Origin of the sequence: Desulfococcus multivorans (assembly GCF_001854245.1) — a bacterium.
GTDB classification, from domain to species: Bacteria; Desulfobacterota; Desulfobacteria; order Desulfobacterales; family Desulfococcaceae; genus Desulfococcus; species Desulfococcus multivorans.
On the sequence record NZ_CP015381.1, the window covers coordinates 2,710,250 to 2,735,462 of the forward strand.

The 25,213-nt window shown below is 55.5% G+C and carries 24 protein-coding genes; 8 read left to right on the forward strand and 16 right to left on the reverse strand.

Annotation, left to right across the window (positions count from 1 at the left end):
• Nucleotides 1-2 precede the first annotated feature (2 nt).
• The 5 genes from clpS to argC all read right to left on the reverse strand — a co-directional run bounded on the left by clpS (nt 3) and on the right by argC (nt 6,572).
• Nucleotides 3-317, reverse strand: a complete 315-nt coding sequence (gene clpS, locus dmul_RS11870) for an ATP-dependent Clp protease adapter ClpS (RefSeq protein WP_020875226.1) — start codon at nt 315-317, stop codon at nt 3-5.
• Nucleotides 318-338: 21 nt separating this feature from the next.
• Nucleotides 339-2,864: a preprotein translocase subunit SecA gene (secA, locus tag dmul_RS11875; RefSeq protein WP_020875227.1), complete on the reverse strand. Its 2,526-nt coding sequence runs from the start codon at nt 2,862-2,864 to the stop codon at nt 339-341.
• Nucleotides 2,865-3,253: 389 nt separating this feature from the next.
• On the reverse strand, nt 3,254-4,129 hold the full coding sequence (locus tag dmul_RS11880) for a M23 family metallopeptidase (protein ID WP_052018480.1): 876 nt from the start codon (nt 4,127-4,129) through the stop codon (nt 3,254-3,256).
• A 255-nt stretch (nt 4,130-4,384) separates the two neighbouring features.
• On the reverse strand, nt 4,385-5,296 hold the full coding sequence (gene folD / locus dmul_RS11885) for a bifunctional methylenetetrahydrofolate dehydrogenase/methenyltetrahydrofolate cyclohydrolase FolD (protein WP_020875229.1): 912 nt from the start codon (nt 5,294-5,296) through the stop codon (nt 4,385-4,387).
• 238 nt (nt 5,297-5,534) lie between these two features.
• Nucleotides 5,535-6,572 (reverse strand): N-acetyl-gamma-glutamyl-phosphate reductase, encoded by a 1,038-nt coding sequence (gene argC / locus dmul_RS11890; RefSeq protein ID WP_020875230.1) that lies wholly within the window; start codon nt 6,570-6,572, stop codon nt 5,535-5,537.
• Between the two features lie 386 nt (nt 6,573-6,958).
• Between argC and dmul_RS11895 the strand changes: the two genes are divergently transcribed.
• Nucleotides 6,959-8,755: an ATP-binding cassette domain-containing protein gene (locus tag dmul_RS11895; protein WP_040413825.1), complete on the forward strand. Its 1,797-nt coding sequence runs from the start codon at nt 6,959-6,961 to the stop codon at nt 8,753-8,755.
• On the opposite strand, the gene dmul_RS11900 is transcribed toward dmul_RS11895, so the two are convergent.
• On the reverse strand, nt 8,713-9,711 hold the full coding sequence (locus tag dmul_RS11900) for an alpha/beta fold hydrolase (RefSeq protein WP_020875232.1): 999 nt from the start codon (nt 9,709-9,711) through the stop codon (nt 8,713-8,715). The genes dmul_RS11895 and dmul_RS11900 overlap by 43 nt on opposite strands.
• A gap of 263 nt (nt 9,712-9,974) precedes the next feature.
• On the opposite strand from dmul_RS11900, the gene dmul_RS11905 reads away from it, so the two are divergent.
• Nucleotides 9,975-10,982, forward strand: coding sequence for a GDP-mannose 4,6-dehydratase (locus dmul_RS11905; RefSeq protein ID WP_020875233.1), 1,008 nt, complete (start codon nt 9,975-9,977; stop codon nt 10,980-10,982).
• A 54-nt stretch (nt 10,983-11,036) separates the two neighbouring features.
• Here dmul_RS11905 and dmul_RS11910 read toward each other — a convergent pair whose 3' ends face one another.
• The 3 genes from dmul_RS11910 to dmul_RS11920 are packed head-to-tail and all read right to left on the reverse strand — an operon-like array spanning nt 11,037 to nt 13,231.
• On the reverse strand, nt 11,037-11,537 hold the full coding sequence (locus dmul_RS11910; protein ID WP_020875234.1) for a bifunctional nuclease family protein: 501 nt from the start codon (nt 11,535-11,537) through the stop codon (nt 11,037-11,039).
• Entirely contained in the window at nt 11,527-12,993 is a 1,467-nt protein-coding gene (miaB, locus tag dmul_RS11915; RefSeq protein WP_020875235.1) for a tRNA (N6-isopentenyl adenosine(37)-C2)-methylthiotransferase MiaB, read from the reverse strand. The genes dmul_RS11910 and miaB overlap by 11 nt, the downstream gene beginning before the upstream one ends.
• A complete protein-coding gene (locus dmul_RS11920; RefSeq protein ID WP_020875236.1) occupies nt 12,983-13,231 on the reverse strand; it encodes a DUF4911 domain-containing protein in 249 nt (82 codons plus the stop codon). The genes miaB and dmul_RS11920 overlap by 11 nt, the downstream gene beginning before the upstream one ends.
• Before the next feature lie 162 nt (nt 13,232-13,393).
• Between dmul_RS11920 and recJ the strand changes: the two genes are divergently transcribed.
• The 3 genes from recJ (at nt 13,394) to dmul_RS11935 (ending at nt 16,794) form a co-directional block, all read left to right on the forward strand.
• Complete coding sequence (gene recJ, locus dmul_RS11925) at nt 13,394-15,103, forward strand: single-stranded-DNA-specific exonuclease RecJ (protein ID WP_020875237.1); 1,710 nt, start codon at nt 13,394-13,396, stop codon at nt 15,101-15,103.
• A gap of 297 nt (nt 15,104-15,400) precedes the next feature.
• Complete coding sequence (locus tag dmul_RS11930; RefSeq protein WP_327078312.1) at nt 15,401-15,739, forward strand: hypothetical protein; 339 nt, start codon at nt 15,401-15,403, stop codon at nt 15,737-15,739.
• A 26-nt stretch (nt 15,740-15,765) separates the two neighbouring features.
• Nucleotides 15,766-16,794: a ribonuclease Z gene (locus dmul_RS11935; RefSeq protein WP_020875239.1), complete on the forward strand. Its 1,029-nt coding sequence runs from the start codon at nt 15,766-15,768 to the stop codon at nt 16,792-16,794.
• A 74-nt stretch (nt 16,795-16,868) separates the two neighbouring features.
• On the opposite strand, the gene dmul_RS11940 is transcribed toward dmul_RS11935, so the two are convergent.
• From dmul_RS11940 to dmul_RS11960, 5 genes are all read right to left on the reverse strand, one after another.
• A complete protein-coding gene (locus tag dmul_RS11940) occupies nt 16,869-18,656 on the reverse strand; it encodes an acyl-CoA dehydrogenase (protein ID WP_020875240.1) in 1,788 nt (595 codons plus the stop codon).
• A 58-nt stretch (nt 18,657-18,714) separates the two neighbouring features.
• Nucleotides 18,715-19,599, reverse strand: a complete 885-nt coding sequence (locus tag dmul_RS11945) for a 3-hydroxyacyl-CoA dehydrogenase family protein (protein ID WP_020875241.1) — start codon at nt 19,597-19,599, stop codon at nt 18,715-18,717.
• Nucleotides 19,581-19,997 carry a VOC family protein gene (locus dmul_RS11950; RefSeq protein WP_020875242.1) on the reverse strand — a complete coding sequence of 139 codons (417 nt, stop codon included), beginning with the start codon at nt 19,995-19,997 and terminating at the stop codon, nt 19,581-19,583. The genes dmul_RS11945 and dmul_RS11950 overlap by 19 nt, the downstream gene beginning before the upstream one ends.
• Before the next feature lie 199 nt (nt 19,998-20,196).
• Complete coding sequence (locus dmul_RS11955) at nt 20,197-21,171, reverse strand: electron transfer flavoprotein subunit alpha/FixB family protein (protein ID WP_070962311.1); 975 nt, start codon at nt 21,169-21,171, stop codon at nt 20,197-20,199.
• Nucleotides 21,168-21,953: an electron transfer flavoprotein subunit beta/FixA family protein gene (locus dmul_RS11960; RefSeq protein ID WP_070962451.1), complete on the reverse strand. Its 786-nt coding sequence runs from the start codon at nt 21,951-21,953 to the stop codon at nt 21,168-21,170. The genes dmul_RS11955 and dmul_RS11960 overlap by 4 nt, the downstream gene beginning before the upstream one ends.
• Nucleotides 21,954-22,480: 527 nt before the next feature.
• Between dmul_RS11960 and dmul_RS11965 the strand changes: the two genes are divergently transcribed.
• The 3 genes from dmul_RS11965 to dmul_RS11975 are packed head-to-tail and all read left to right on the forward strand — an operon-like array spanning nt 22,481 to nt 24,381.
• Nucleotides 22,481-23,392, forward strand: coding sequence for a CoA transferase subunit A (locus dmul_RS11965; protein WP_020876820.1), 912 nt, complete (start codon nt 22,481-22,483; stop codon nt 23,390-23,392).
• Nucleotides 23,382-24,158: a CoA-transferase subunit beta gene (locus tag dmul_RS11970; RefSeq protein ID WP_020876819.1), complete on the forward strand. Its 777-nt coding sequence runs from the start codon at nt 23,382-23,384 to the stop codon at nt 24,156-24,158. The genes dmul_RS11965 and dmul_RS11970 overlap by 11 nt, the downstream gene beginning before the upstream one ends.
• A gap of 34 nt (nt 24,159-24,192) precedes the next feature.
• Nucleotides 24,193-24,381, forward strand: coding sequence for a DUF2080 family transposase-associated protein (locus dmul_RS11975; protein ID WP_020876818.1), 189 nt, complete (start codon nt 24,193-24,195; stop codon nt 24,379-24,381).
• 134 nt (nt 24,382-24,515) lie between these two features.
• Here the strand turns inward: dmul_RS11975 and dmul_RS11980 are convergent, their stop codons facing one another.
• Together dmul_RS11980 and dmul_RS11985 are read right to left on the reverse strand one after the other, a co-directional pair.
• Nucleotides 24,516-24,950 carry a GNAT family N-acetyltransferase gene (locus dmul_RS11980; RefSeq protein WP_020876817.1) on the reverse strand — a complete coding sequence of 145 codons (435 nt, stop codon included), beginning with the start codon at nt 24,948-24,950 and terminating at the stop codon, nt 24,516-24,518.
• 34 nt (nt 24,951-24,984) lie between these two features.
• Nucleotides 24,985-25,173: a DUF2080 family transposase-associated protein gene (locus tag dmul_RS11985; protein ID WP_040415148.1), complete on the reverse strand. Its 189-nt coding sequence runs from the start codon at nt 25,171-25,173 to the stop codon at nt 24,985-24,987.
• Between the last annotated feature and the right edge of the window lie 40 nt (nt 25,174-25,213).

The following is a 25,213-nucleotide window of genomic DNA, read 5'->3' on the forward strand; positions in this document are numbered from 1 at the left end:
GGCTATTCTTCCTCCATCGTGCATTTCAGCGGAAACCCGTTTTCCTCGGCGAGTCGCGAGACGGTTTCCACCTTTGTCTCCGCAACTTCATAAGTATACACGCCGCAGACGCCGACGCCTTTCCTATGGACATTCAGCATGATCTTTGTCGCCGCTTCAACCGTTTTGTTGAATACATACATCAGGATCTCCACCACGAATTCCATGGTCGTGTAATTATCGTTGTGGAGGAGAACCCGGTACATGGAAGGTTCGCGAACGTCTTCCAGCGTATCGGTTGAGACACTTTCCTGGATATCAGGATTGTTTTGGCTCATATCATTCCTCGGGCCTTCACCTTATTTGCCACAACATTTTTTGTATTTTTTCCCGCTGCCGCAAGGGCACGGGTCATTTCTGCCGATTTTGCGTTCCCGTTTGACGGGCTTTTTCTTGAGGGAGCCGTCAGTATCTCCGCCTGAAAAGACCAGATCCTTATCCTTGGGCTCCGTGAAATCCTCCAGGGCATCCGGTTTGGCGACCTGGATTTTGAACATGATCTCCACCATCTCTTCCTTGATTCGGTGGATCATGCTGTTGAACATCTCGAACCCCTCTCTCTTGTAAACGATCAGCGGGTTCTGCTGGGCATATCCCCTCAGGCCGATCCCCTCTTTCAGGTGATCCATGCTGAGCAGATGGTCTTTCCACAAGCTATCGACGGTTTGCAGCATAACATACCGCTCGATCATCCGAAATTGTTCGGGGCCGACCGTCTGTTCCCGCTGGCCGTAAACCGCCAGAGCCTTGTCGGATATCAACTGCGCGACGCCTTCGGCGTCGAGACCTTCGAGAACGGCCGCATCCAGCGCCATGCGGATATTGTACTGTTTGAAAACCGCATCGCTCAACCCCTTGAGGTCCCAATCCTCGGGCAACGACTTTTCATCGATGAAATCCGCTGCGATTTCATCGGCCCGCTCCAGAATCATCTCTTCGATGGAGCTTCGCAGGTCCTCTCCCCGGAGGGCCTCCCGTCGTTGCTCATAGATCACCTCGCGCTGTTGGTTCATGACGTCGTCGTATTCGAGGAGATGCTTACGGATATCGAAATTATGGGCCTCCACCTTGGCCTGAGCATTTTCAATGGCCCGGCTGATGAGGTTATGCTCAATGGGCTCACCCTCTTCCATTCCAAGCTTGTCCATCACGCCGGTAATACGATCTCCGCCGAAAATTCGGAGGAGGTCGTCCTCCAATGCCAGATAAAAGCGAGATGATCCGGGGTCTCCCTGCCGACCTGAACGTCCTCTGAGCTGATTGTCGATCCGCCGGCTCTCATGGCGTTCCGTTCCAATGATGTGAAGCCCTCCCAGTGCCTTGACGCCCTCTCCGAGCACGATGTCGGTACCTCGGCCGGCCATGTTGGTGGAAATGGTCACCGCACCCGGCTGTCCGGCCATGGCCACAATTTCCGCCTCCTTGGCATGATGCTTGGCGTTGAGAACAGTGTGTTTTACACCCTTCTTTTTAAGTTTTTCGCTCAATTCCTCCGAAATATCGATGGAAATGGTGCCCACCAGCACTGGTTGTCCTTTTTTGTAGAGCTCCTGAATTTCTCGAATCACCGCATCGAATTTCTCTCGTCTCGTTTTGTATATGGCGTCGGGATAATCCTTCCGAATCATGGGCATATGTGTCGGAATGACCATAACATCCAGATCATAGATCTTCTTGAATTCCGCCGCCTCGGTGTCCGCCGTACCGGTCATGCCCGCCAGCTTGTCATACATTCTAAAGTAATTCTGGAAGGTAATGGTCGCAAGCGTTTGGTTTTCGTTTTCAATCTTCACGTTCTCCTTCGCTTCGAGCGCCTGGTGAAGACCTTCGCTGTAGCGTCGCCCCGGCATAAGGCGTCCGGTGAACTCATCGACAATGACGACCTCGCCGTTCTTGACGATATAGTCCACATCCCGTTTGAACAGGGTATGGGCTTTCAAGGCCTGGTTGACATGATGCAGCATTTCGATGTTTTTGGGATCATAGATGTTGTCCACCTTCAACATCTCCTCGGCCTTGGCGATCCCCTCTTCCGTAAGCACCGAGGTTCGGGCCTTTTCGTCGATGGTGTAATCCGTGTCCCGTTTAAACCGCGGAATGATCTCGTTGACCTGATAATACAGATGGGTCGATTTTTCGGCGGGTCCAGAAATGATGAGCGGCGTCCTTGCTTCATCGATCAGAATGCTGTCCACCTCGTCCACTATGGCAAAATGGAGTTCCCCCTGAACCAGTGCCTCCAGTTCATACTTCATGTTGTCCCGAAGGTAATCAAAACCGAATTCATTATTAGTTCCATAGGTTATATCGGAACTATAGGCGACGTGACGCTCCTTGTCGGTCATGCCGTGAACGACGGTGCCCACCGACAGCCCCAGGAATTCGTAGATTCGCCCCATCCATTCCGCGTCGCGGGTGGCCAGGTAATCATTTACGGTCACAATGTGAACGCCTTTCCCGGTGAGCGCGTTGAGGTAGGCCGGCAGGGTCGAAACAAGGGTTTTCCCTTCACCGGTTTTCATTTCGGCGATCTTCCCCTGGTGCAATACGATTCCACCGATAAGCTGAACGTCGAAATGGCGCATCTTGAGAGTTCGGATGGAAGCTTCCCTGGTCGTGGCGAACGCCTCGGGCAGAATATCGTCAAGCGGTTCGCCTCTCTCGAGACGCTCCTTGAATCTTGCTGTTTGACCTTTCAGGGCGTCGTCACTCAGGGCCTGAATTTCAGGCTCAAATGCATTGATCCTTTCTACGATCGGCTGTAGCTTTTTGAGTTCTCTTTCGTTTTTGCTTCCAAATACCTTGGTCAGAAAGTCGAAAATCATGAAGAATAGGTTCCTTTCAGGAGAATATATCCGGATTCCCGCCAAGCGGCGGCAAAAGCCTCCTCCCGGATAACAGAATCGCGTCAGGACATCATCGGGATCGGCCGGGCTTTTGTAGACGTCCGCAACAACACTCGTTTTTACCGGTGGGCGGCGATGCGTCGACTCAGACAACCGCCGTTTCAAGGCCTTGCAGCCGATTATCTCTTGAGGCGATCCTAATAAAATCTTCTCAACATATTAAGATGAAAAACAGTGGTTGTCCATGAATAAAGCACGTTTTACCGTGCTGGATCCTGAATGGATAAAGGGATTGGGGCAGGGAAAATCAACGGTGGAGCATCGCCCCGGATTTCTATCGCCAAAACCCGGGGGAACGAAAGGATATCCTATTTTCTGCTGTATGAGACCACTGGATCATGGTCTGAATTCATGAAATAATTTTGAGGATCCACGGGCATTCCGTTCAAGCGGACTTCGTAATGGAGATGAGGGCCCGTGCTTCTTCCCGTATTGCCGATGCGGGCAATCTTTTCACCCCGCTTCACTTTGTCCCCCTTCTCCTTCAAAAACCGGCTCAGGTGAGCATAGCGCGTCAGCACGCCGTATCCGTGATCAATGACCATCATTTTTCCATAGGAACCGTTGTACTCGGCCATGGTAATTCGCCCGTCGGCAGGCGCGACGACGACGGTGCCGCTCTTGGCGGCGATATCGACGCCTTTGTGAAATTCGGATTCTCCGGTAAATGGAGATTTTCGACTGCCGAACACGGAGGTCATGGTGCCTTTGACAGGGTAAATAGACGGGGTCCGGGCCAGGAGGTTCTGCCGCTCTTCCAGGGCTCCCATGAGAGTCTCGAATTCCGCTTTCTGGATCTCCGCCTCCTGGTTGAGATGTCTGACCTGTTCGTGCATCTTTCGCATCAGGCTGTTATGTTTGACCTTCAGATCGAGAAACGGATCCAGATCCGCCGGCGCGGAGCCGCCGACCCCGAAAAGATTTTCCGTCTCCTCTTCCGGCCCCAGGTTTGCTATTGTGCGGACTTTCTTCCCAAACTGACTCAAAGCCACGAGTTTATCTTTAAGACCATTGATTTCACTGGCAAAACACTGAATCTGTTTTCGTTGAAACTGAAGCATCTCATGCTGATTCGCCAGTTGGGTTTCCAATGTCCTCGCATCTCGGGCTACAGATTTCAGATGAAGGTACTCCTTCACCAGAACCCCAAACCCGCCAACGGCGGTAACACTGCAGAACGTCATGAAATACAGCAAAATCCGAGTGTTCGCAGATGGTCTTGGCGTCACCCGGCGTGATCTCCTCACTATGGAAGTCATACGGTCACTCATGGCAGTCAGATTTTCAACCCTCGATATCGTCGGTTTTTCTGTCGATTGATCTCATGCGGAAAACTTTCGGGCAAGCCTCCGGCGACGGGTGTACATATCCATTCAGATCGGCTGGGACCGGAGAGATTAAGGGAGGACTGGGTCCTCCCCGGCATGCGCCTCGGGCATTTAAGCAATTCCGAGTTTGAATTTGAGGGATTTCAAGGTATTGTGCATGAGCATCGTAATCGTCATGGGCCCAACCCCGCCGGGAACAGGTGTGATGTAGCCGGCGATCTCCTTCGCGGCGTCAAAATCCACATCCCCCCGGAGCACGGCGACCATCTTGCTCGGATCCTTGGCGCTCGGCTTCTCGCCGACTCTGTTGACACCAACGTCGATGACACAGGCACCCGGCTTGATCCATTCGGGCTTCACCAATCCGGGGACGCCCGCAGCGACAATCAGGATGTCCGCGCGTTTACAGTGAGCCGCCAGATCCCTGGTACGGGTATGAACGATCGTCACGGTTGAATTGGCGCCCTTGCCCTTCTGGACCATCATATTGGCGATCGGTTTTCCGACGATATTGGAGCGTCCCACGACAACGACTTCCGCACCGCTGGTCTCGACGCCGGCACGAACGATCATCTCCTGAATACCGGCAGGAGTACAGGGTGGGAATTTCACTTCATCACCACCGATCATCAGTCGGCCGACGTTGACGGGGTGAAAGCCGTCGACGTCTTTGTCGGGATCAATGGCGTTGAGGACCTTTTTGTCGTCGATGTGCTTCGGCAGCGGCAGCTGAACCAGAATGCCGTGAATGGAATCGTCTTTATTGTACTTGTCGATGAGAGCCAGAAGATCTTTTTCGGAGATGTCCGCCGGCTGATTGTCCTGAACCTCGTGGAATCCGACCCGGTGGGCCGTTTTGATCTTCAGTGTGACATAGGAAACGGAGGCGGGACTTTCACCAACGAGGATCGTCACCAGTCCGGGCACCATACCGTGTTTTTTTTTGATCTCAGCGACCTCCGCCGTGATCTCCTCGAGAATCTCCTCGCGGATTTCAGTACCTAAAATCAACTTCGCTGACATGCCATTCTCCTTTCGTCGTTGTCGTTAATGACTCTACCGCTCACTTCGCTCATCAAGAATCTGATCTTAATTAGTTCAATCCATTCGGGATGTCAAGAAAACACATCGGGGTCGGTTTTGGGCGGCCGTTGTTCCAAAACCCCGGAAATATCGGGCTGAAGCGCTCGCCCCGGCAACACCTTGCCTTGAAACGCGGGCGTAGGATCGCTTCCCCCCGCCTCCGGCTTCGCAGCCCCCATCAAATCGGATAAGGCACAGCGTTCAAACCGGCGGACTCGTCGAATCCGAGCATCATGTTCATGTTCTGAACCGCCTGACCCGCAGCGCCTTTCACCAGATTGTCGATGGCCGATATCAGGATGAGCCTGCGCTGGTCGGCATCGAATACGATGCCCACATCACAATAGTTGGTTCCACGGACATGGCCCGTACTCGGGACCTGGCCTTCCGGACAGATCCGAACGAACGGACGCCCCGCATAAAAGGATTTCAAACATTCAAGGATCTCCTCCCCCGTCACCGATTCTTTTGGAACGGCATAGAGGGTCGTCAGCATCCCCCGGCTCATCGGAACCAGATGCGGCACAAAGGTGATGTGGACGGGATCTCCGGCCACAAGGCTCAAAACCTCGTCCATTTCCGGATTGTGGCGATGTCCCCCTACTTTATAAGCTTTGAAGGATTCCGTCACCTCACAGTAAAGCGATCCCAGGCTCGGTGATCTGCCTGCCCCGCTCACGCCCGACTTGGCGTCGGCCACCAGACCCTCGGAACGGATCAGGCCCGCCTTGAGAAGGGGTACCAACGGCAACAGGACACTCGTCGGATAACATCCGGGATTGCCGACAACCCGGGCCTGGGAAATCACATCGCCGTAGACCTCGGGGAGGCCGTATACCGCCGCCGCGGAAAGGCTTGGGGCCGTGTGCGGTTGATAAAAAGCTTCATATCGTTTTACGTCCCGAAACCGAAAGTCCGCCGAGAGATCGATCACCCGTTTGTCCCGAGCCACCAACCGGGGCACGATTTCCATGGGAATTTTGTGGGGAAGGGCCGTGAAAACGACGTCCGTCCGACGACACATCTCCTCCATGGAGAATTCCTCGCACGTCAGGTCTACAACCCCTTTCATGGCCGGAAAAACCTGATCGAACGGCACGCCTGCATACTGCCGGGAGGTGATGACCGACAGCGCGACTTTCGGGTGCCCGAAAAGTATCCGAACCAACTCCGCACCCGCATAGCCTGTTGCGCCGACAATTCCGACCTTAACCATACCGCCTCCTTGTATCCGCCGTGGTCATTTTCCACACGTACCTTTTGACGTTCGCAATCGACCGGATAGCGAAACCGTCCAAAGGTTGAGTTTAAAAGAATGCATCCTATGTGCCGTTATCCGCTTCAGGCCGGTTATGGATGCTGTCGGCCGAATATAACCAACGCCGGCCCGGTAAGTTCGCATTCTCTATCAGAAACGGCGGGGATTTTCAAGCACCAACGGCTGTGGGTCGGCACTGAACGCGGTTTTAACAAAAACGTTGCGGAAACAACTGATTCAGGTTAAAAGATGAGTCGTTTCACATGAAAAACGACAACACGAACACCTCTCCATAGACACGCTATCTTCCTGCACCAAAACTTCGGGGAAATCTCAACAACTTTATGAATATATTAAATATAAGGAATCTCTATTTGGGATATGGCGGCCACCCCCTCCTTGAGGACGTCGACCTTCAGATCGACAAGGGTGAACGGGTTTGCCTGCTGGGCAGAAACGGTTCCGGCAAGTCGACCCTTATCCGTTTGATCAACGGGGATATCCGGCCCGATGCCGGAGAAATTCAGCTTCGGCAGGGTTGTCGGGTCGCCCTTCTCGGTCAGACCGTACCCGTGAATATCGTCGGAACGGTTCTCGATGTCGCTCAAGGCGGCATGGAACAAACCGGCGCGACCGACGGCCGACGGGAATGGGAGAACGCCTTGGCGGCGAAGACGATCCTATCCCGCATGGACCTCCCGTCCGATGCGGCGTTCGAGAACCTCTCGGCAGGACTCAAGCGAAGAGCGCTTCTGGCCAGAGCGCTGGCCGCAGAACCCGACATCCTTCTGCTGGACGAACCCACCAACCATCTCGACATGGACGCCATCGCCTGGCTGGAGGAATTTGTCCGCCGATACGTCACAACCCTTCTTTTCGTGACCCATGACCGGACATTTCTGCAAAATCTGGCCACTCGAATTATTGAACTGGACCGAGGCCGTCTGATCAACTGGGGCTGCAACTACGCCACCTACCTGGAACGGAAGGCGGTCGCTCTTTCGGTGGAAGCCGATCAGCGCCAACAGTTCGAGAAAAAGCTCGATCGTGAGGAAGCCTGGATTCGACAGGGGCTGAAAGCACGACGGACACGCAACGAAGGGCGGGTTCGCGCGCTTCTCCGCATGCGGGAAGAGCGGCGTGCATGGCGGGAGCGGTTCGGATCGGTCAAACTGATGGCCCAGGAGGCACGACGAACCGGAAAACTCGTCATTGAAGCCGAGCATATCAACCACGACTGGGGCGAGGGGCCGATCATTCGAGATCTGTCCCTTACGATCACCCGCGGCGACAAGTTGGGCATTATCGGCCCCAACGGCGCCGGGAAGACCACCCTGCTCAACATCCTTTTGGGGAAAATAGTTCCGAAAACCGGTTCTGTCCGCCACGGCACCCATCTCGAGACGGCCTATTTCGACCAGTTGAGGGATCAGTTGGATGAAAACCGGACGGTTCAGGAAAATGTCGTTGAGAGCGGCGACCAGGTCATCATCGGCGGCGCCCCCATGCACGTCATCGGTTATCTCAGGGATTTTCTCTTCTCCCCGGATAGGGCCAGAAGTCCCGTATCCATTCTGTCGGGAGGTGAAAAAAACCGCTTGTTGCTGGCCAGGCTCTTCACCAAACCGGCCAACGTCCTGGTGCTGGACGAGCCCACCAACGACCTGGATCTGGAAACGCTCGAACTGCTCGAATCGCTTCTCCTGAGCTATGACGGCACGGTGCTGCTGGTCAGCCACGACCGGGCTTTTCTAAACCATGTGGCGACCGGGACGCTGGTGTTCGAAGGCGATGGACGCGTTACCGAATATGTCGGCGGATATGACGACTGGGTTGCTCAGCGCCCTGCCCCGACACCCGACGAGAAGGCGTTTCCCAAACCCAAATCCGCCAAACCCCGCCGGGAGCGTCCCAAAAAACTCACCTACAAGGAACGTCTCGAACTGGAGGCACTTCCCCAAGCCATCGAAGCCCTGGAAGCGGAACAGGCAACCCTTCACGACCAGATGGCCGATCCCGCCTTTTACAAAGGCTCGGGAGCCGCCGTCGGCGCCGCGAAATCGCGCCTGACGGCATTGGAGAAGGCCATCGACACAGCCTACGAACGCTGGGAGGCCCTTGATGCCATCGGAGCCGAATGACGACGGCCGACCCAGCGCCGCTCGACCGATAAGTCGGACATGAATCCGTCAAATGCGCGCCAGAAGACCGCGCGGAATCGATCCTGCTCCATCAGGAGTTCATGACGAGCGCCGGGAATCAAAACAAACCGGCAACGCGGCAAGGCGCGATGCAGGGACACCTGGGCCGAAACAGACACCACGCGGTCGTCCCCCGACGACACGATCAGGATCGGGGTCGAGATCGATGCGGCGAATCCCGGGGCCGCCATCCTGTCGATGGAGTCGAAGGTCGCCCGCAGCCATCCGTAGGTTACGCCTCCCAAGGCAAGATCCGGATTTCGGGCAATTATACGGTGGGGTCTTTTGTACCGTTCGGCATCGGCAGTCAGAGGATTCCCGAAAAAGGATGAAGGAGTGGGCGGGCGGTAATCTCCCTGCCCCGGGGCATAGACGCCGGCACCACCGGAACGGACAGCCAAACGGGTCCATTGTCTGGCAAGGGTGACGGGAAAGAGGCCGGTGTTGATATCGATCATAGGCGAAATCAGTGCCACCCTGCTGAAACCTTCGGCATGACGGGCGATGTATCTCAGCAGAATGTGGGCTCCCATGGAAAAGGCCAAGCCCGTCACCGGAGGCACGGCATTGGGGTATACCACTTTTCGGAGGAAACGGCCGAGGTCGCCGATATAGAACTCATAATCCATAATATAGCCCTTCTGCCGGTTCGGAAGCATGCGCGTCGAAAGCCCCTGCCCCCGCCAGTCGAGGCTGAAGACATCCCAGCCCCTCGCACACAGGTCGCCAATGGTTTCGGCATATTTTTCCAGGAATTCGTTTCGGCCGGAAAGCAGGACCACCGTGCCTCTTGCAACCCCCCTATCGGAGCGCCAGACGCCATAGCGGATAGCGGCGCCATCGGAAGCCCTCATGCGATCGAGATAGGAAGCCAAGCCCTTATTTTCGAGTTCCATTTCTGAACATCCGGGGTTTTATGATTGCTTCAGTTCTATTTTTTATATAAGTAGTACGCGTCCTCGAGCACGGTGATCCGATGACACGATCAACCGTGCTTGATTCTACCTCCCAGAATATAGTATTTTTCGGGTAATGCGGCAACGCCGGCAGACGTCGATTCGTCGGCAATCGGAGACCCAACCCCGCCATTTATTAAGGATTTATTCACTGAAATCCACACCATAGGGTACGGGTCACCATTAATCAAGGAGCTATGACTATGCGGGTTCTTATTACGGGCGGTGCGGGGTTTATCGGATCCCATCTGGCGGAAACCTATCTTGAAAGGGGAGATGAGGTCTATGTCATCGACGATCTCTCCACCGGGGCGCTGTCGAACATCGAACCGCTGCGAAGACATCCGCGGTACGGACATCGATTGTTCGTTCATATCGACACCATCCTGAATCACGACACCATGCTGGAGTTGACGGGAACCTGTGACGTTGTTTTCCATCTCGCGGCCGCCGTAGGTGTTCAGTATATCCTGAAAAACCCGCTCAAGTCCATCAGAATCAACGTGGCCGGAACCGAAAAGGTTCTTGAACTCTGTGCAAAATTCAAGAAACGCGTTCTCATTACATCCTCGTCGGAGGTCTACGGCAAGCATCTTCACGCACCGCTGGTGGAGACCGACAATATCATCTACGGTCCATCGAGCAAATTCCGGTGGAGCTATGCCGCCTCCAAACTCATGGACGAATTCACGGCGCTTGCCTATTTCCGTACAAACGGACTCGAGGCCATCATCACCCGACTCTTCAACACTGTCGGCCCCCGTCAGACCGGCGCATATGGAATGGTCATCCCGCGCCTTGTCTGTCAAGCCCTGAATCATGAGCCATTGACAGTTTACGGAGACGGCATGCAGACGCGAACCTTTACCTTCGTCAAGGATGTGGTGGATGGTTTATCGGCTCTGATGGCTTGTGACGACGCCGCGGGAGAGGTGTTCAACATCGGCGGAACAGAGGAAATCACGATTCTGGATTTGGCCGAACGGATTATTCAGGCTACGGAATCCCGCTCCAGCATCCAACTGATTCCCTACGAAAAGGCCTATGCCAAGGATTTCGAAGATATGCAGCGGCGGGTGCCGAGCATCAGGAAAATTCAGGACCGGATCGGTTTCCAACCGGTCACGGATCTGGATACCATTTTACGACAGGTCATCGATTTTCAAAGGACGCTCATGAACCGTCAGCCGGATAAAGAAACTACAGATTAGGGCCGCACTGTTCATGGAACCGGACCGTCGTCGGCTAACAGGCGGCGACGGGGTTTATACCTTGTATTTTCCGAAATCCTCAGGCGACAGCTTCTCCAGGTAATCGGCCCACTTCTTACCCTCTTCGCTTTCATCGACCACTTCAACCTGACCGGCGGGCACAGCTGATTTTTCGATTACCTTCTCATCCACAAAAATCGGTGCGCCGGTCCTGACGGCAATGGCAATGGCATCACTGGGGCGGGCGTCCATGTCGAAGGCTGTCGCGTCATCCCCGATAAGGTAAATCCGGGCATAAAAAGTGTTCTCCTTGAGATCGCAGACCTCGATCTTGGATACCCGGATATTCATCCTGTCGAAAAAATTCTTGAGCAGGTCATGGGTCATGGGTCGTTCAAACTTGATGTTTTGGAGTGCCGAAACGATAGATGTGGCTTCCAGTAATCCGATCCAGATCGGTATGGTCTGCTCATCCTCGTCCGACTTCAAAATGATGATCGGCGTATTGGATGTCGGGTCCATGGTCAGCCCTGCGATACTCACTTTATGCAGCATGACAATCTTCTCCTTTCAGGCTGTGCCCAACGCGGGATGTCGGTCGTCCCCGAAGAGAATGGCAAAAAGCGTCCTCGACGCGAATGAGAATTCGTTCCCCCGTCAGGTCTCTTGTAAAATCCGGCGCGTTGTCTGTCTCCGTAAAATGGATGATCTTGTTGCCGAAAGTTCGGCCGCTCCATTGGATCGCACCAGAGTGAATCGCGCAGGCATCGGTGTCGTTGTCGGTTAGCGCCGTCCGAAAAGCCGGCGGCTCGCCGTCCTGCCCGCTTTGCCGTTTGCTCGGACCGTCCACCAGGATTTCCTGGTCCGTCCCCACCAAAGCCCGGTTTTTCAAGAACGTATACCGCTCCTGAAGACTGAGAAGTTCCTGAAGGCGATCCTTCTTCTCGTCCTCCGTCACCTTGTCGGGAAACCGAGCCGCCGGGGCATTGGGCCGGTCGGAGTACATGAAGGCGAAGAGTCCGTCAAATTCGATTTCCCGAACCAGGTCGAGCGTCGCCTCGAAGTCGGCCCGTGACTCCCCGGGAAACCCTACGATGATATCCGACGTAACGGCAATATCCGGACGGAGTTCTCTCAATCGCCGGACCTTTTCGAGGTAATCCTCCCGCGTATACCGTCGGTGCATTCGATTCAGTACTGCATTTGATCCCGACTGCACCGGAAGATGAATATGGGCGCAGAGCTTTTCAAGATCGGCGAACGCGGACATGAGCCCCGGGGACAGGTCCTTGGGATGGGAGGTGGTGAAGCGGATGCGATGGAGGCCGTCGACGGCGTTGATCCGGGCGAGAAGCGCCTCGAAGGGTATGAGACCCTCTTTTTTTCCGTAGCTGTTGACATTCTGACCCAAAAGGGTCACCTCCCGGACGCCGGCGTCCACCAGGGCTTCGATCTCGCACAGGATCCGACCTGGGCGGCGACTGAACTCCCGTCCCCTTACATAAGGGACGACACAGTAGGTACAGAAATTATCGCATCCCTGCATGATCGTGACAAATCGGGAGGCCCCCTCCCGCTCTCGATCGGCATCGGGAATGTCAAACTCTTCGACACCGTCCGTCACCGCCACGTCGATGATGCGACACCGACGGGCCTCCACGCGGCGGATCATGCCGGGAAGTCGCCCGACGGCCTGGGTGCCGAAAACGATGTCCAGGATAGGCGCCCGCTTCAGCATGCTTCGCCCTTCCTGCTGTGCCACGCAGCCACCGACAGCGATGATCATCCGGGGATTTTTTCGTTTGAGTTCCGCAAGACGTCCCAGAAAGCTGAACGCCTTCTGCACCGCCTTTTCACGAATGGCACAGGTGTTCAGGACGACCAGATCCGCCCTGTCCAATGCATCGGTTGAAACGTACCCCAAGGGTTTCAACAACGAAACGATCTGCTCGGAGTCATAGACATTCATCTGACACCCGATGGTCTGGATAAAAAGTTGCTTAGTATTCATGAGATCTTCTGATATACTCTTTTCCAGGCACCACGGACTCCATCATGATCTCTCTTTCCAGATCACGCAGCACCCTGTCCGCTTCATGTTCACACCCCGGAGATATAGAGAAAAGTATCGTCCCCGACGGCCCATCGATGGTCCGCATCGTGGCGATGCCTTCGCAGGCTTCCAGGACGAATTTGAGAAATGCAATCTCCCTTCGGTCAACACGAATGAATTTCTTTATTGTTTCCAAAAATATATCCCTCTCCTTCCAATGTAAAGGGTAGCACTATATTCGCTTTGTATTCAACAGAAAAGTTGCCCCTGTCCTCCGGTGCCGAGCCGCGAGGAAGGTGTCGCTCCATCCTGGATTTGGGGTTGTCCATTTTTTGTCGATAGGCTAATGTGGCCCGTCATGAAAACGGAATGGTTACTCAAACACCCCGACCCTATAGCGGTCAAGGCGCTGCAGACGGACCTCGGTTGCAGCCCGGTCATCGCCGCCGTTCTCGTCAACCGGAACATTCTGACCGGATGTGAGGCCGTGAACTTTCTTGAGGCCTCGTTGAAGGACTTCCACCCGCCGTCCTGCATCGTGGATATGGACACAGCGGTCCGGCGCATCGCCCGAGCCGTTTCCAACAGGGAAAAGATTCTGATTTTCGGGGACTACGATGTGGACGGCGTGACGGCAGTTACACTGCTTCTGGAATTTCTGAGATACGCCGGAGCGGATGTCATTTATTACATTCCCCATCGAACCCGTGAAGGATATGATTTTCAAGAGGATCATGTCTTCGGCGTCGCTCTGCCGGCGGAGGTGGACCTCATCGTCACCGTGGACTGCGGATCGAGCCGCCATGACGCAGTTCAGGCCGCACTCGACAGCGGCATCGATGTCGTCATTACCGACCATCACACCATAGAGGCGCTGCCCCCCGCGGTTGCGGTGGTCAACCCCAGGCGGCGGGACTGCGGCGGCGGATGCGATCACCTTGCCGGCGTCGGCGTGGTCTTTTCCCTTTTGATCCACTTGCGCAAACACCTCCGGGATATCGATTTCTGGGGCTGCCGACCAGAACCCAATCTGAAGCGATTCTGCGATCTCGTGGCCCTCGGAACGGTAGCGGATATGGTCCCGATGATAAAAGAGAACAGAATCTTGTCCAGAACCGGACTTGATGTGATCAATCAAGGGCATCGATCGGGCCTTCGCGCCCTCGTCAGGATGTCGGGCATCAAGGATCGTCCGGTCGACACGGATGACATCGCTTTCCGCCTTGGCCCCAGGCTCAACGCCGCCGGCCGAATGGGACATGCCGGTCTGGCGGTTGAGCTGCTCACCGCCGGAAGCGACGAGACGGCAGACCAGATGGCCCTGCAGCTCAATCGAATGAACAAGAAGAGACAGGAGGCGGAAAAGGAAATTCTCGACCAGGTGACGGCATACATCGAAAAACACCCCCACATCCTCGATCGGCGCAGCATTGTGATGGCCCATTCCAACTGGCACGAGGGCATTCTAGGTATCGTCGCATCCAAATTGGTGGACCGCTTTTTCAGGCCGGTCGTCCTCATCTCCACGCGCACTTCCATAGGAAAAGGATCCGGAAGAAGCATCCCCGGCATCAACCTCCACGCCTGTCTGAAGCAGTGCGCCGCCCACCTCAAGGCTTTCGGTGGTCACCCCATGGCGGCGGGACTCCGGATCCAGCGGGAAAACATCAGACGATTCGAGGATAAGTTCGACCGCGTCGTTTCGGAAACCGGCCATGTCGACAACTTTTCACGATCCCTCGCCATTGACTGCAAACTCGATTTTGAAGACATCACCGGCACCCTTCTCAATGAACTCGAAAGGCTGACCCCTTTTGGAGAAGGCAACCCCGAACCACTCTTCATGACGTCGGACGTTCGTGTGGTCGCTCACAGGATCGTGGGAAAACAGCACCGTAAAATGACCCTGATCCAGGCCGGGAATCCCGTCGGAACCGTCGTGGAGGCCATCCAGTTCAATATAGATCCGTCCGAGCGTCCGGAATCCTTTGAAAAGATCGCCTATCATCTGCGATGGAACCGGTGGAACGGAAAACAAACACCTCAGATTCTGGTCAAGGAAAGCTGAACATTTTTCTTGCAATCTGTAAGGAAATGGCAGTATTATTCTATGTGGACCGGCCTTAGCGAATCATGTCAAACCATAATGACGTTTCAGATCATGCTATCGGGCGGCGAAAACAAGCACACAATGGATAGGATGTTGGCCTGAAATCCGGTGACCAACATGATTATCTTATAATTTTTTATAAGTTTTCCAGAAGGTTAAAGAAGGGAACATCTCATGGCAAAGGTATTCCGCCCCAGCACGCGCGAGTCTTCGATCCTGTCTAAAATTGAATCTTCAAAGGAACGGGCCCGCCGCATGGCTATCAACAGCATTCGAGAACACATCGATCCGTTGAGCAACCAGGTAGCCATGAAACTTATCGAGAGCAAACTGGTTGAAACCACCAATAAAAACGGGCTTGAAGAGCAGGTTCACAAGGCGTTGGAGACGTTGAGCTATGCAGAAGACTTCGATGTGGACTACGAAGTGGCGCCGTTTCGGAAGATCGTTGCCCAACCGCACATCGTCAGCCTGTACCTCACGGCTTTCGTGATCGAGAAACTGATTGACCACAAGGACACCGTCGACATTTACGGCTCGGATGACGAAATCTATGCCTGTATCAACCAGCAGGTCAAGAAATTTATCCCCTGAAGTTTCCTCATCTCTCACGCCGGACCATGCGTCCTTCCTTTCATCCCCGGCTCATGAACGGCCCTTTTGGCGATCCCGGTCTCTTTGTTCCCTTCGTTTTCGATAAGCGAGCGTTTCTATTCGATATCGGGGACATCCAATCCCTGGACGGCCGCGACGTTCTGAAAATATCCCACATCTTCGTATCCCATACCCATATCGACCATTTTATCGGATTTGATCGTCTGCTGCGTATATGTCTCGGCCGGGACAAAACAGTCCACATTTACGGTCCCGCCGGGATTCACCGAAATGTTGAGGGCAAATTGGCCGGGTATACGTGGAATCTCGTTCAAAACTATGAAAACCGCTTTGTCCTGAATGTCTCCGAGGTCACACCATCCAGGATCCACACGCAGACCTATCACTGCAGGGACCGCTTTCTTCTGAAATCTCCCCCGCGGACTGTCCCCTTTTCAGGAAAACTTCTTGCGGAACCGTCTCTTTCGGTATCGTCTGAAATCCTTGATCATGATATTCCCTGTCTCGGTTTTGCCCTGACGGAGCGCTTTCACGTCAACATCATGAAGGACCGGTTGACGGCGCTGGGGCTGCCCGTCGGCCCATGGATAGGTCTTTTCAAAAAAGCGCTTTTCGAAGGACGCAGCCCGGCTATGGAAATCGCCGTCCCCCTCGGCAAGGACTCTGAGATACGCAGATATCCGCTGGGAGAACTCTCCGCCGATATCGCGCGCATCACCCCCGGCCAGAAAATCGCCTATGTCACCGACGCCGCCGATACGCCGGCCAATCGGGAAAAGATCCGTCGGCTCGCCCTCGATGCCGACCAACTCTTCATTGAATCGGCTTTTCTGGCTGAGGACCGGGAGATGGCGGAAAGGAAGCATCACCTGACGGCGCATCGGGCCGGTGCCCTGGCAGGTGAGGCCGGTGCCCGGCAGTTCACCCTGTTTCATTTTTCCCCGCGCTACACCGGCCGCGAGCAGGTGTTGATTGATGAGGCGACGGCAGCCTACCACACCGCCGTCAGGTCTGAAGCATCACGCCGGCCATAATGCAGCCCCAAATCAATCTTAAACGGATTCACCATATATTTTAAATTGTTACGATTTAAACGGCAAGGCCGGTTCTAGAAAGCATTGTCCGGCATGTCGACAATTTCACGACCCGTCCTCAGGCAGGTTCTTATTCTCGCCTGGGTGTGGGGCAATGTGGTGTCCACGAACCAGATCGCCTGGCAAAGCTTTCCGCGATGAAAATCATCGGAACCGTCTTCTGCTCCGACCCGATCTGCTGCAATCACGGCCATATCGAGGAGCCGCCAGGCCATGGTCACTTCCCCAAAGGCCATCAGCGCGGGGTAAGTGTAGGATGCCCACTGGAGCGGATCGGCTTTCATCCGGCGTTTCATCTCTTCGGCACATACCCAGAGCATGCCGGCGGTTTCATGGAGTTGCCGCACCCCCTCTTTCAGGACCGGATGCTCCCGGCGCGCCGCGCAGAATGTATCGATCTCGTCTTGATAGGCTTTCAGACAAGCCCCATTCCTGAGGCTCAATTTCCGGCCCATCAGGTCCATGGACTGGATCCCATTGGTCCCTTCGTACAAGGACATGATTTTAGCATCACGGAGGTAGCGTTCGATGGGATAATCACGGCAATAGCCGTAACCGCCAAGGCACTGCATGGCCACTTCGCATACCCTGAACCCCGTATCGGAACAGTACGCCTTCAGGATGGGCGTCATGAAGTCCAGCAGATCCTGACAACGCGTTTTTTCGGGACCGGGATTGAGTCCTTTCGCCAAATCCTCCCAAAAGGCGACGGTGTAAATCATGGAACGCATACCGTCCACAGCCGCCTTCATCCACAAGAGCATGCGTCGCACGTCCGGATGACGGATAATGGCGACGTCTTCCGCCGTTCGTCCGGCAATATCCCGGCCCTGGACCCGGGCTCTGGTATAGGCCAGGGCATTCCGATAGGCAGTTCCGGCCAGGGTCATCCCGCTGACGGCGGTATTGATGCGAGCACCGTTCATCATCTGAAACATGTGCGCCAACCCCTTGTTTTCCTCGCCGCAGAGATAACCGATGCAACCGTCACGCCCGCCGAAAGTGAGGGCTGCGGTGGGGGATGCATGGAGGCCGCACTTGTGTTCAATCCCGGTGCAGACCACATCATTCGGCTCTCCCAACATACCGTCCGGTTCGACGCGCACCTTCGGCACCACAAAAAGAGAGATCCCCCGGGTTCCTGACGGTGCCCCGTCAATCCTGGCCAATACCAGGTGAATAATATTATCGGTGAGATCGTGCTCTCCCCAGGAGATAAAAATTTTCGAGCCTTTGATGTAAAAATGATCACCCTCCGGTGTCGCCGCGGTTTCGAGAGCGCCCAGATCGGACCCGGCACCCGGTTCAGTCAGGCACATCGTGCCGCTCCAGGTGCCGTCAAACATTTTTGGAACAAATCTTTCCTTGAGCGCCCGGGTGCCGAAGCTGTGGATGAGGCGGGCAGCTCCGAATGTCAAGCTGGGAGCACTGTTGAAGGACTGGCAGGCGCCGTACATCATTTCGTTGATCACGATCCGCATCATGAGCGGAAACCCCTGCCCGCCATAGGCCGGATCGCCCACCGCGGCGATCCAGCCGTCATCACCGCATTGCCGGAAAGCCTTCTTGAAAGCCACAGGACAGCGCACCTCGCCTTTTTCATACAAAAGCGCCTCCGCGTCCGAGACGGCGTTCAATGGATCAAGAACACCCTTCGCGAAACGGACGGCTTCGTTGACAAGAAGATCAAGCGTTCTCTCATTCAGGTCCTTAAATGCGTCCAGGCGGCACAGCCGGCTGTAACCCAGCTGTTCCTTGAGGATGAAAAAGAGGTCTCTCAGATCGATTTTGAAGTCTGTCATGGTGTTATCTCTCAAGTCAACTTTCGGTGTTCAAGAACCGGTGCGGACAAGGAACGCCCTATCGTCGATTCCCGTTTTCGTCGTAGGCGTACCATCCCTGCCCACTTTTTCGACCCAGGTGGCCCGCCCTGACCTTTCGCCTCAGGAGTTGGGGAGGGTAATACCGGTCATCGCGGCTCTCCCGATAAATCGACGTCAGGGCGTGATAAGAGACGTCGAGCCCCACCATATCGCCGGTTTCAAAAGGCCCCATGGGCCGCCCGAAGGCCGACCGGACACCCCTGTCAACGTCTTCGGCAGTGGCAACGCCCTGTTCAAGGAGACGGATCGCCTCCACATAGCTTACCAGGTTGATCCGGTTGAGCAGAAAACCGGGAATGTCGCTTTCCACCCGGATGGGTGTTTTACCCAATCTCTCGACCACGGCAACGCCCATCGCCATAACCGCCTCCGAAGTGCTCAGGCCCCTCACCACTTCCACCGCCTGCATCATCGGCACCGGACTGAAGAAATGAAGTCCCAATACCTTTTCCGGACGCCTCGTGGCGGCGGCAAGCTCGGTGATGGGCAGGGAGGACGTATTGCTGGCGAGGAAGGTGTCTGAGGGACAGACCTCGTCGAGACGCTGAAAAAGGGTCCGTTTGAGTTCCAGATTCTCGAAAACCGCCTCAATCACCAGCTCTGCGGATGAAGCCGTCTCCAGATCCTTCGTATAACGGATCCGTTCCAGAATGGTTTTCTTTGCCGCCTTGAGCCGCCCCTTCTCGATGAGCTTCCCCACCGACCAGTCGATATTCCTCCGGGCCTTCTCCAAGGCGTCGCCGTTTTCGTCATGAAGCGTCACCGTCATGCCGGATTGCGCAAACACCTGGGCGATGCCGCCGCCCATAAGGCCGGCGCCGACAACACATATGTTTTCAATTTTCATTTCAGTTCGTTCCATTGGTAGTCGATCACCTCCGCCAGGACGCCGTTGAGTTTTCCGGGATGAACAAACGCATATTCACAATCCCTGAAAGGACGCACAACCACGCCCCGGGCATCGGGTATCAGGGGGTAGCCCCGGTGCTGAAGAGTCTTTACGGCATCCCGCGTGTTGTCCACGTTGAAACCGATGACCATGACGCCCTCACCGCGCTTCTCGATGAACCTGGCGACGTCTCCGTCGGGACTGGTGGATTCCATCAATTCGAATCCCACCTCTCCAATCCAATAGCGGGCGACCCGGATCTTCTCCGCTTCATCCAGGTATAGGTCGTCCGGCTTTTCTTTTCCCAAAAAGGGCTCCCAGATCTTACAGGCCGCCCTCAGATCCTTGACCGCAATGCAAATATGATCCATTTTTTTGACCTTCACTACCGCCACCGATCCTTTACAAGTTGAATTGATCATTGCACAGACAGGCACCCCATACCTTGAGGGGCCTCGCATCGTCCAGGCAACGAACACATAATGATAGCGCCTGAGACCCCGTATCGTTCTTTCTGAACCCGGCGTCCCGACGGGCTTGCCTGACGATGCGATCCGGAACGATTACCGGCTACCTGTTTTTCTCGACGGCCTCCGTCAGCTCGGGAAGGAATTCGAGGATGTCGGCCACGATGCCTACGTCGGCCACCTGAAAGATGGGAGCCTTGGGATTCTTGTTGACGGCGACGATGAAAGGGGCGCCCTTGATGCCGCCCATATGCTGGAACGAGCCGCTGATGCCGCAGGCCAGATAGACCTTGGGGCTGACGGTCTGGCCGGAAGTGCCGACCTGACGGGATTTTTCCAGCCATTTGGCGTCCACGATGGGACGGGAGCAGGAGACGTCGGCCCCCATGGCCCTGGCCAGATCGTTCACGATTTCCAGGTTGTCCTGATCCTCGATCCCGCGGCCTACGGAGACGAGGATCTCGGACTTGGTGATGTCCACGTCCCCCACCTCGGCCACGAGGGTCTCCAGGTAGCGGCGTCCCGCGGCGAGATCGCCCACGTCCCCGGACTTGTCCGTGATGGTGCCCCCGGCGGCGGCACTCTCGTCAGGAGCAAAGGCCCCCGGCCGGACGGTGATGACGGCCCCGGCGGCGATGTCGCAGGCGACGTGGGTGCTCACCATGCCGGAAAACTCCTGGCGGACGGCCGTGAGGGTGTCGCCGTCGAGCCCGGCAAAATCGACAACGTCGGGCAGATAGGGCGAATCGAGCTTGACCGCAAGCCCCGGAGCCAGATCGAGGCCGAAATGTTCATGGGGGATCAGGACCACGGCCTCCCTGGGCAGAACGCTCGTCAGGGCCTTCCGGACCCCGTCGGCTAAGGGATAGGCCAGAGCGGCGTTGTCGATCTTCCAGACCGATGTATAGGATTTGGCCGCTTCACCGGCGGCTGCCTCCAGATCCGCTCCCGATCCCACCACCACGCCGATCACCTCGGCGTTCGGGTCGAGCTTGCGGGCCGCGGTTGCAAATTCCAGGGCCGTGTCGTCGGGTTTGCCGTTCTTGTGGATGATATATGCAAAAACCTGTCGGCTCATGATTTAATCCCTCCTTTGGCTTTCAAGAGTTCCATCAGTTTCTCGATGATTTCCTCGGTGCTGCCCGTCAGCATCTCGGCACCCTCGCCCATATCCGGCACGAAGTAGTCGAGACGCTTCACCTTCGGCGCCACTGCGGCGGGGTCGAGCCCCAGGTCCCCGGCGCCCATCGTCGGAATCTCCACCGAGGCGACCTTCCGAATCCCGCGGATGCCCACGTAACGGGGTTCGTTGATGCCCGTCTGGATGGAAAGCACGCAGGGCAGCGTCATCTCGTTCATCTCCTGGTTGCCCCCTGCGATCTCCCGGCCCACCTTGATCTTCTTGTCGTCCAGAATCTCGATGACGTTCACCAGCGACGCATAGGGCACGTCCAGCATCGCCGCCAGCATGCCGCCCACCTGACCGGCCCCGTCGTCGGCCTGGGCCCCGGTCAGAATCAGATCGTATCGCCCTTTCTCCACCGCCGCCTTCAGAATCGTCGCGATCCCACGGCCGTCGGCGCTTTCGAACGCCGGATCCGACAGCAGGATACCGTTGTCCGCACCCATGGCCATCTCCCGGCGCAGAACCTCCTCGGATTCGTCGTCACCTACGGTCACCACCGTTACCGTTCCACCGACCCGGTCACGAATCTGGATCGCCTCTTCCACCGCGTAGTTGTCCCACTCGTTGACCGAGTAAACCAGATCATCCCGCTCGATGTCGGTACCCTTGCCGTTCACTTGAATCTCGTTCTCAGAGGTGTCGGGAACCCTCTTCACACATACTAAAATGTCCATATCCGTCCTCATCTCTTCTCCCAGGTTCATATCATTCCGGCTCCGTTTCAGAGATCCGGAAACCTTCTCCCGGCGGGTCAACCATGGCAGCGGCCTTCTATCGCCATACCCTGTCTTTGATATCAGCCGTCATGAAAATCAGCGGCAAATCATGCCATCCTGCGGGATGGAGCCCCAGGACAAGATGCCTTGACCGGCATGACACGTTGGTTGATCCAGGAAAAAAAGCTTGACTCAAACCACATTATAAATATATTGTAGTTGTATTATAGCTACATTGGATAAAAAATTTCCCTTCCCTTGTCAAGAAAAATGATTGCGGCGCCGGGGTTTCAAAAAAAAACAAGTGCGTCATGGCTGAAAACACTTTCGATTCGGGAAAAGATATGGAAAATTACACGACGTCTGCCGAGTCGCAACAGTTCCGGGTAACAGTCTTTATTGCTTTACGGCAGATGGTCTCGGGATCAGGTCCGGAATCAACACACTAAAACACACCGTTATTAAAGATCGTTGACGGAGAGATTATGCCTCAATCCAAACTGATGTCCTTATCGGAAGCCGTCCGTCGATTCATTCCCGACGGTTCCAGCGTGGCCATGGGCACCTGTCTCGAAGCGATGATTCCCTTTGCCGCCGCCCACGAGATGATTCGACAGCGCAAACGTCGCTTGACGCTGGTGGGACCGATTTCCGACATCTGTTTCGACCAGCTTGTCGGCGCAGGCTGCGCGGCCAGAATCCGGGCCGCCTGGGTGGGAAACGTCATCACCGGCTCGGCATATAATTTTCGACGCGCAGTGGAAAACGGGACCCTCGAAGTAGAGGATCATTCCAACTTCACGATCCTGACGGCCCTCCGCGCCGGGGCGGCGGGCGTACCGTTCCTGCCGGTGCGCACGGCCCTGGGAAGCGATCTGTTCAAGACCAATTCCGGCCTGAAGGTCATCACATGCCCGTTTACCGGCGACACGTTGGCCGCCGTTGCCGCCATCACCCCGGATCTCACCATCGTCCACGTCCAACGCGCAGACCGTTATGGAAACGCCCATTTCTGGGGGAATTTCGGTATTACCCGGGAAGCCTGCCTGGCCAGCGACAGGGTCATTCTCACCACCGAAACCATCGTGGACACCCAGGTGATTACCAGCGATCCCAACCGTGTGCTTACGCCGGGATTCAGGGTCAGCGCCGTAGTCCATGTCCCCTGGGGCGCGTATCCTTCCCCGGTACCGGGTTTTTACAACCGGGACCACCAAGCATACCTCGACTATCGCAACGCCGGCAAATCCTCCGAAGATTTCGCTCATTGGTGCAGGTCATGGGTGGATGAGGTTTCCGATCGCGAGGCCTATCTGGAGCGCATCGGGAAAGATCGGTTGGCGCAACTTCAATTGAAACACCATGTTCTTTCGGAGCCTGCTGATTATGGATACTGAATCGCGTCGATACACCCTGCCCGAACTGATGGTGACCGCAGCCGCACGCGAGATCGCCGACGGTGAAGTCATCTTTGTCGGTATGCGGCTGCCGCTTCTGGGTTTCCTTCTGGCCAAGAGCACTCATGCCCCCAATGCGGTGGGGATCTACGAACTCGGTCTGGTGCGCGATACCGTAGCTCCCGAACCGATTTTGACCATGGGAGACCTGCCTAATTTTTACCGGGCCCAATGGTTGTCTGATATGGCCGATATGATGGGGTTGCTGCAGAAAGGCGAGGTCGACGTCAGCTTTATCGGCGGCGCCCAGGTGGATCGATTTGGAAATCTGAACACGACCTGGATCAGAAGCGGCCAGGCCCGCGAAACCCGCATGCCGGGAAGCGGCGGCGCTTGCGATCTGGCCGGCCTGGCCGGGCGGCACATCATCATCATGAATCACGAAAAGCGCCGCTTCGTGCCCCAGGTGGACTACATCACCTCTCCGGGTTACGGCGACGGACCCGGCTGGCGTCGTCGCATGGGTCTTCCCCGCGGCGGTCCTTCGGCGGTCATCACCACTCTGGGCATCCTTCGCTTTGATCCCGAAACCAAGGAGATGGTCCTGTCCGGCATTCATCCGGGAATCCGTGTCGAAACAGTACTGGAACACACGGGTTGGCCCCTTCGCGTGGCACCGGACCCTGTCGTGACGCCGGAGCCCACTGAAACGGAACTCGCCATGCTTCGTCGGTTCGATCCCAAGGGGTTTTGGACCGGAAGATGATATGCACCCTAAAAATTACAGGTGGACAAATACCGTGACAGACGATCCAAAGCATCGGATGGGTGAAAAACAGCCGGACCGAGGTGCGCCCCCGAAGGTCAAATTCGAGGTATACGGTGAAGAGATGATCGAAAAACAGGTAACCTCAAGCGGAAACAGCGGCCGCGTATATCTGCCGCCGGACTGGGTGGGCCGCCATGTCAAGATCATCCGCATCGATTGAGTTGATGATGACCCCCAACCCACTCGTGTTCTGCATCATTGTTGAGCTCCGGATCCTGCCGAAACCTTCGGTCCAGACCTCTGACCAGGGAGCTGGAGATTACTTCCTGTCTATGAGAGATGCCGACGGTTCCACTAAAATCTTTTTTTCAGGTTGATGAACTTGCTGCGGTCAAAACCCTGGTTCTTGAAGAACGACAGCAGATCGGTGGAATCCCATCGCACGGATGTGTAGACTCTGCGGATGCCCATTTGCTCATAACGATTGAAGGTTTCTTCCGCCAGCTTGTTGCCGATGCCGTGCCCCATATATTCCGGTTGAACCCCCAGCGTGGCAATCCAGGCGCTTTTTTCCAGGCCGAAACCGAAATAGTGAATATAACTGATCATAAAGCCAATGACATGGCCGTTTAACTCCGCCACGACACAGATGTCGTTATCGGTTTTAGTGTGCTTTTCAATCAGGTCCTTAAAATCCGTATCCACGGGCTTCCGGACAATGGCTGCGTAAATATGGGCGATATCATCGGCATCGGCGGGTTCAAGTTCTCTGATCCGAATATTTTCCACGCAAAGAATCCTTTTGTTTCATTGATGAAAAGGGTTAGTCGATCCGGATGATTTTGACGCTGTGCCCCACCCAGTCCGGCGGCAGATATACGCGGCCGCTGTTTCCGCTGGATTTGACCACTTTTTCAATCATCTCCTCCCCATATATTTCGAATTTGACCTTCATAGGCGGTCCGAATCCCTGCGACGCTTCATTTACCTGCTTTTTTTGATCGTCTTTCACAATGCACGCCTGTCCAATTGTTAAATAGCTTGATTAGATT

What these genes read in the sequence shown, in the direction of transcription:
- dmul_RS11950 (WP_020875242.1), bottom strand. Translation starts at nt 19,997, where the DNA reads ATGGATCATATTTGCATTGCGGTCAAGGATCTGAGGGCGGCCTGTAAG.
- clpS (WP_020875226.1), bottom strand. Translation starts at nt 317, where the DNA reads ATGAGCCAAAACAATCCTGATATCCAGGAAAGTGTCTCAACCGATACG.
- dmul_RS11935 (WP_020875239.1), top strand. Translation starts at nt 15,766, where the DNA reads ATGCGTCCTTCCTTTCATCCCCGGCTCATGAACGGCCCTTTTGGCGAT.
- secA (WP_020875227.1), bottom strand. Translation starts at nt 2,864, where the DNA reads ATGATTTTCGACTTTCTGACCAAGGTATTTGGAAGCAAAAACGAAAGA.
- dmul_RS11940 (WP_020875240.1), bottom strand. Translation starts at nt 18,656, where the DNA reads ATGACAGACTTCAAAATCGATCTGAGAGACCTCTTTTTCATCCTCAAG.
- recJ (WP_020875237.1), top strand. Translation starts at nt 13,394, where the DNA reads ATGAAAACGGAATGGTTACTCAAACACCCCGACCCTATAGCGGTCAAG.
- dmul_RS11895 (WP_040413825.1), top strand. Translation starts at nt 6,959, where the DNA reads ATGAATATATTAAATATAAGGAATCTCTATTTGGGATATGGCGGCCAC.
- dmul_RS11945 (WP_020875241.1), bottom strand. Translation starts at nt 19,599, where the DNA reads ATGGAACGAACTGAAATGAAAATTGAAAACATATGTGTTGTCGGCGCC.
- dmul_RS11930 (WP_327078312.1), top strand. Translation starts at nt 15,401, where the DNA reads ATGGCTATCAACAGCATTCGAGAACACATCGATCCGTTGAGCAACCAG.
- dmul_RS11880 (WP_052018480.1), bottom strand. Translation starts at nt 4,129, where the DNA reads ATGACGTTCTGCAGTGTTACCGCCGTTGGCGGGTTTGGGGTTCTGGTG.
- dmul_RS11900 (WP_020875232.1), bottom strand. Translation starts at nt 9,711, where the DNA reads ATGGAACTCGAAAATAAGGGCTTGGCTTCCTATCTCGATCGCATGAGG.
- dmul_RS11970 (WP_020876819.1), top strand. Translation starts at nt 23,382, where the DNA reads ATGGATACTGAATCGCGTCGATACACCCTGCCCGAACTGATGGTGACC.
- dmul_RS11905 (WP_020875233.1), top strand. Translation starts at nt 9,975, where the DNA reads ATGCGGGTTCTTATTACGGGCGGTGCGGGGTTTATCGGATCCCATCTG.
- miaB (WP_020875235.1), bottom strand. Translation starts at nt 12,993, where the DNA reads ATGAATACTAAGCAACTTTTTATCCAGACCATCGGGTGTCAGATGAAT.
- dmul_RS11960 (WP_070962451.1), bottom strand. Translation starts at nt 21,953, where the DNA reads ATGGACATTTTAGTATGTGTGAAGAGGGTTCCCGACACCTCTGAGAAC.
- dmul_RS11955 (WP_070962311.1), bottom strand. Translation starts at nt 21,171, where the DNA reads ATGAGCCGACAGGTTTTTGCATATATCATCCACAAGAACGGCAAACCC.
- dmul_RS11910 (WP_020875234.1), bottom strand. Translation starts at nt 11,537, where the DNA reads ATGCTGCATAAAGTGAGTATCGCAGGGCTGACCATGGACCCGACATCC.
- dmul_RS11965 (WP_020876820.1), top strand. Translation starts at nt 22,481, where the DNA reads ATGCCTCAATCCAAACTGATGTCCTTATCGGAAGCCGTCCGTCGATTC.
- argC (WP_020875230.1), bottom strand. Translation starts at nt 6,572, where the DNA reads ATGGTTAAGGTCGGAATTGTCGGCGCAACAGGCTATGCGGGTGCGGAG.
- folD (WP_020875229.1), bottom strand. Translation starts at nt 5,296, where the DNA reads ATGTCAGCGAAGTTGATTTTAGGTACTGAAATCCGCGAGGAGATTCTC.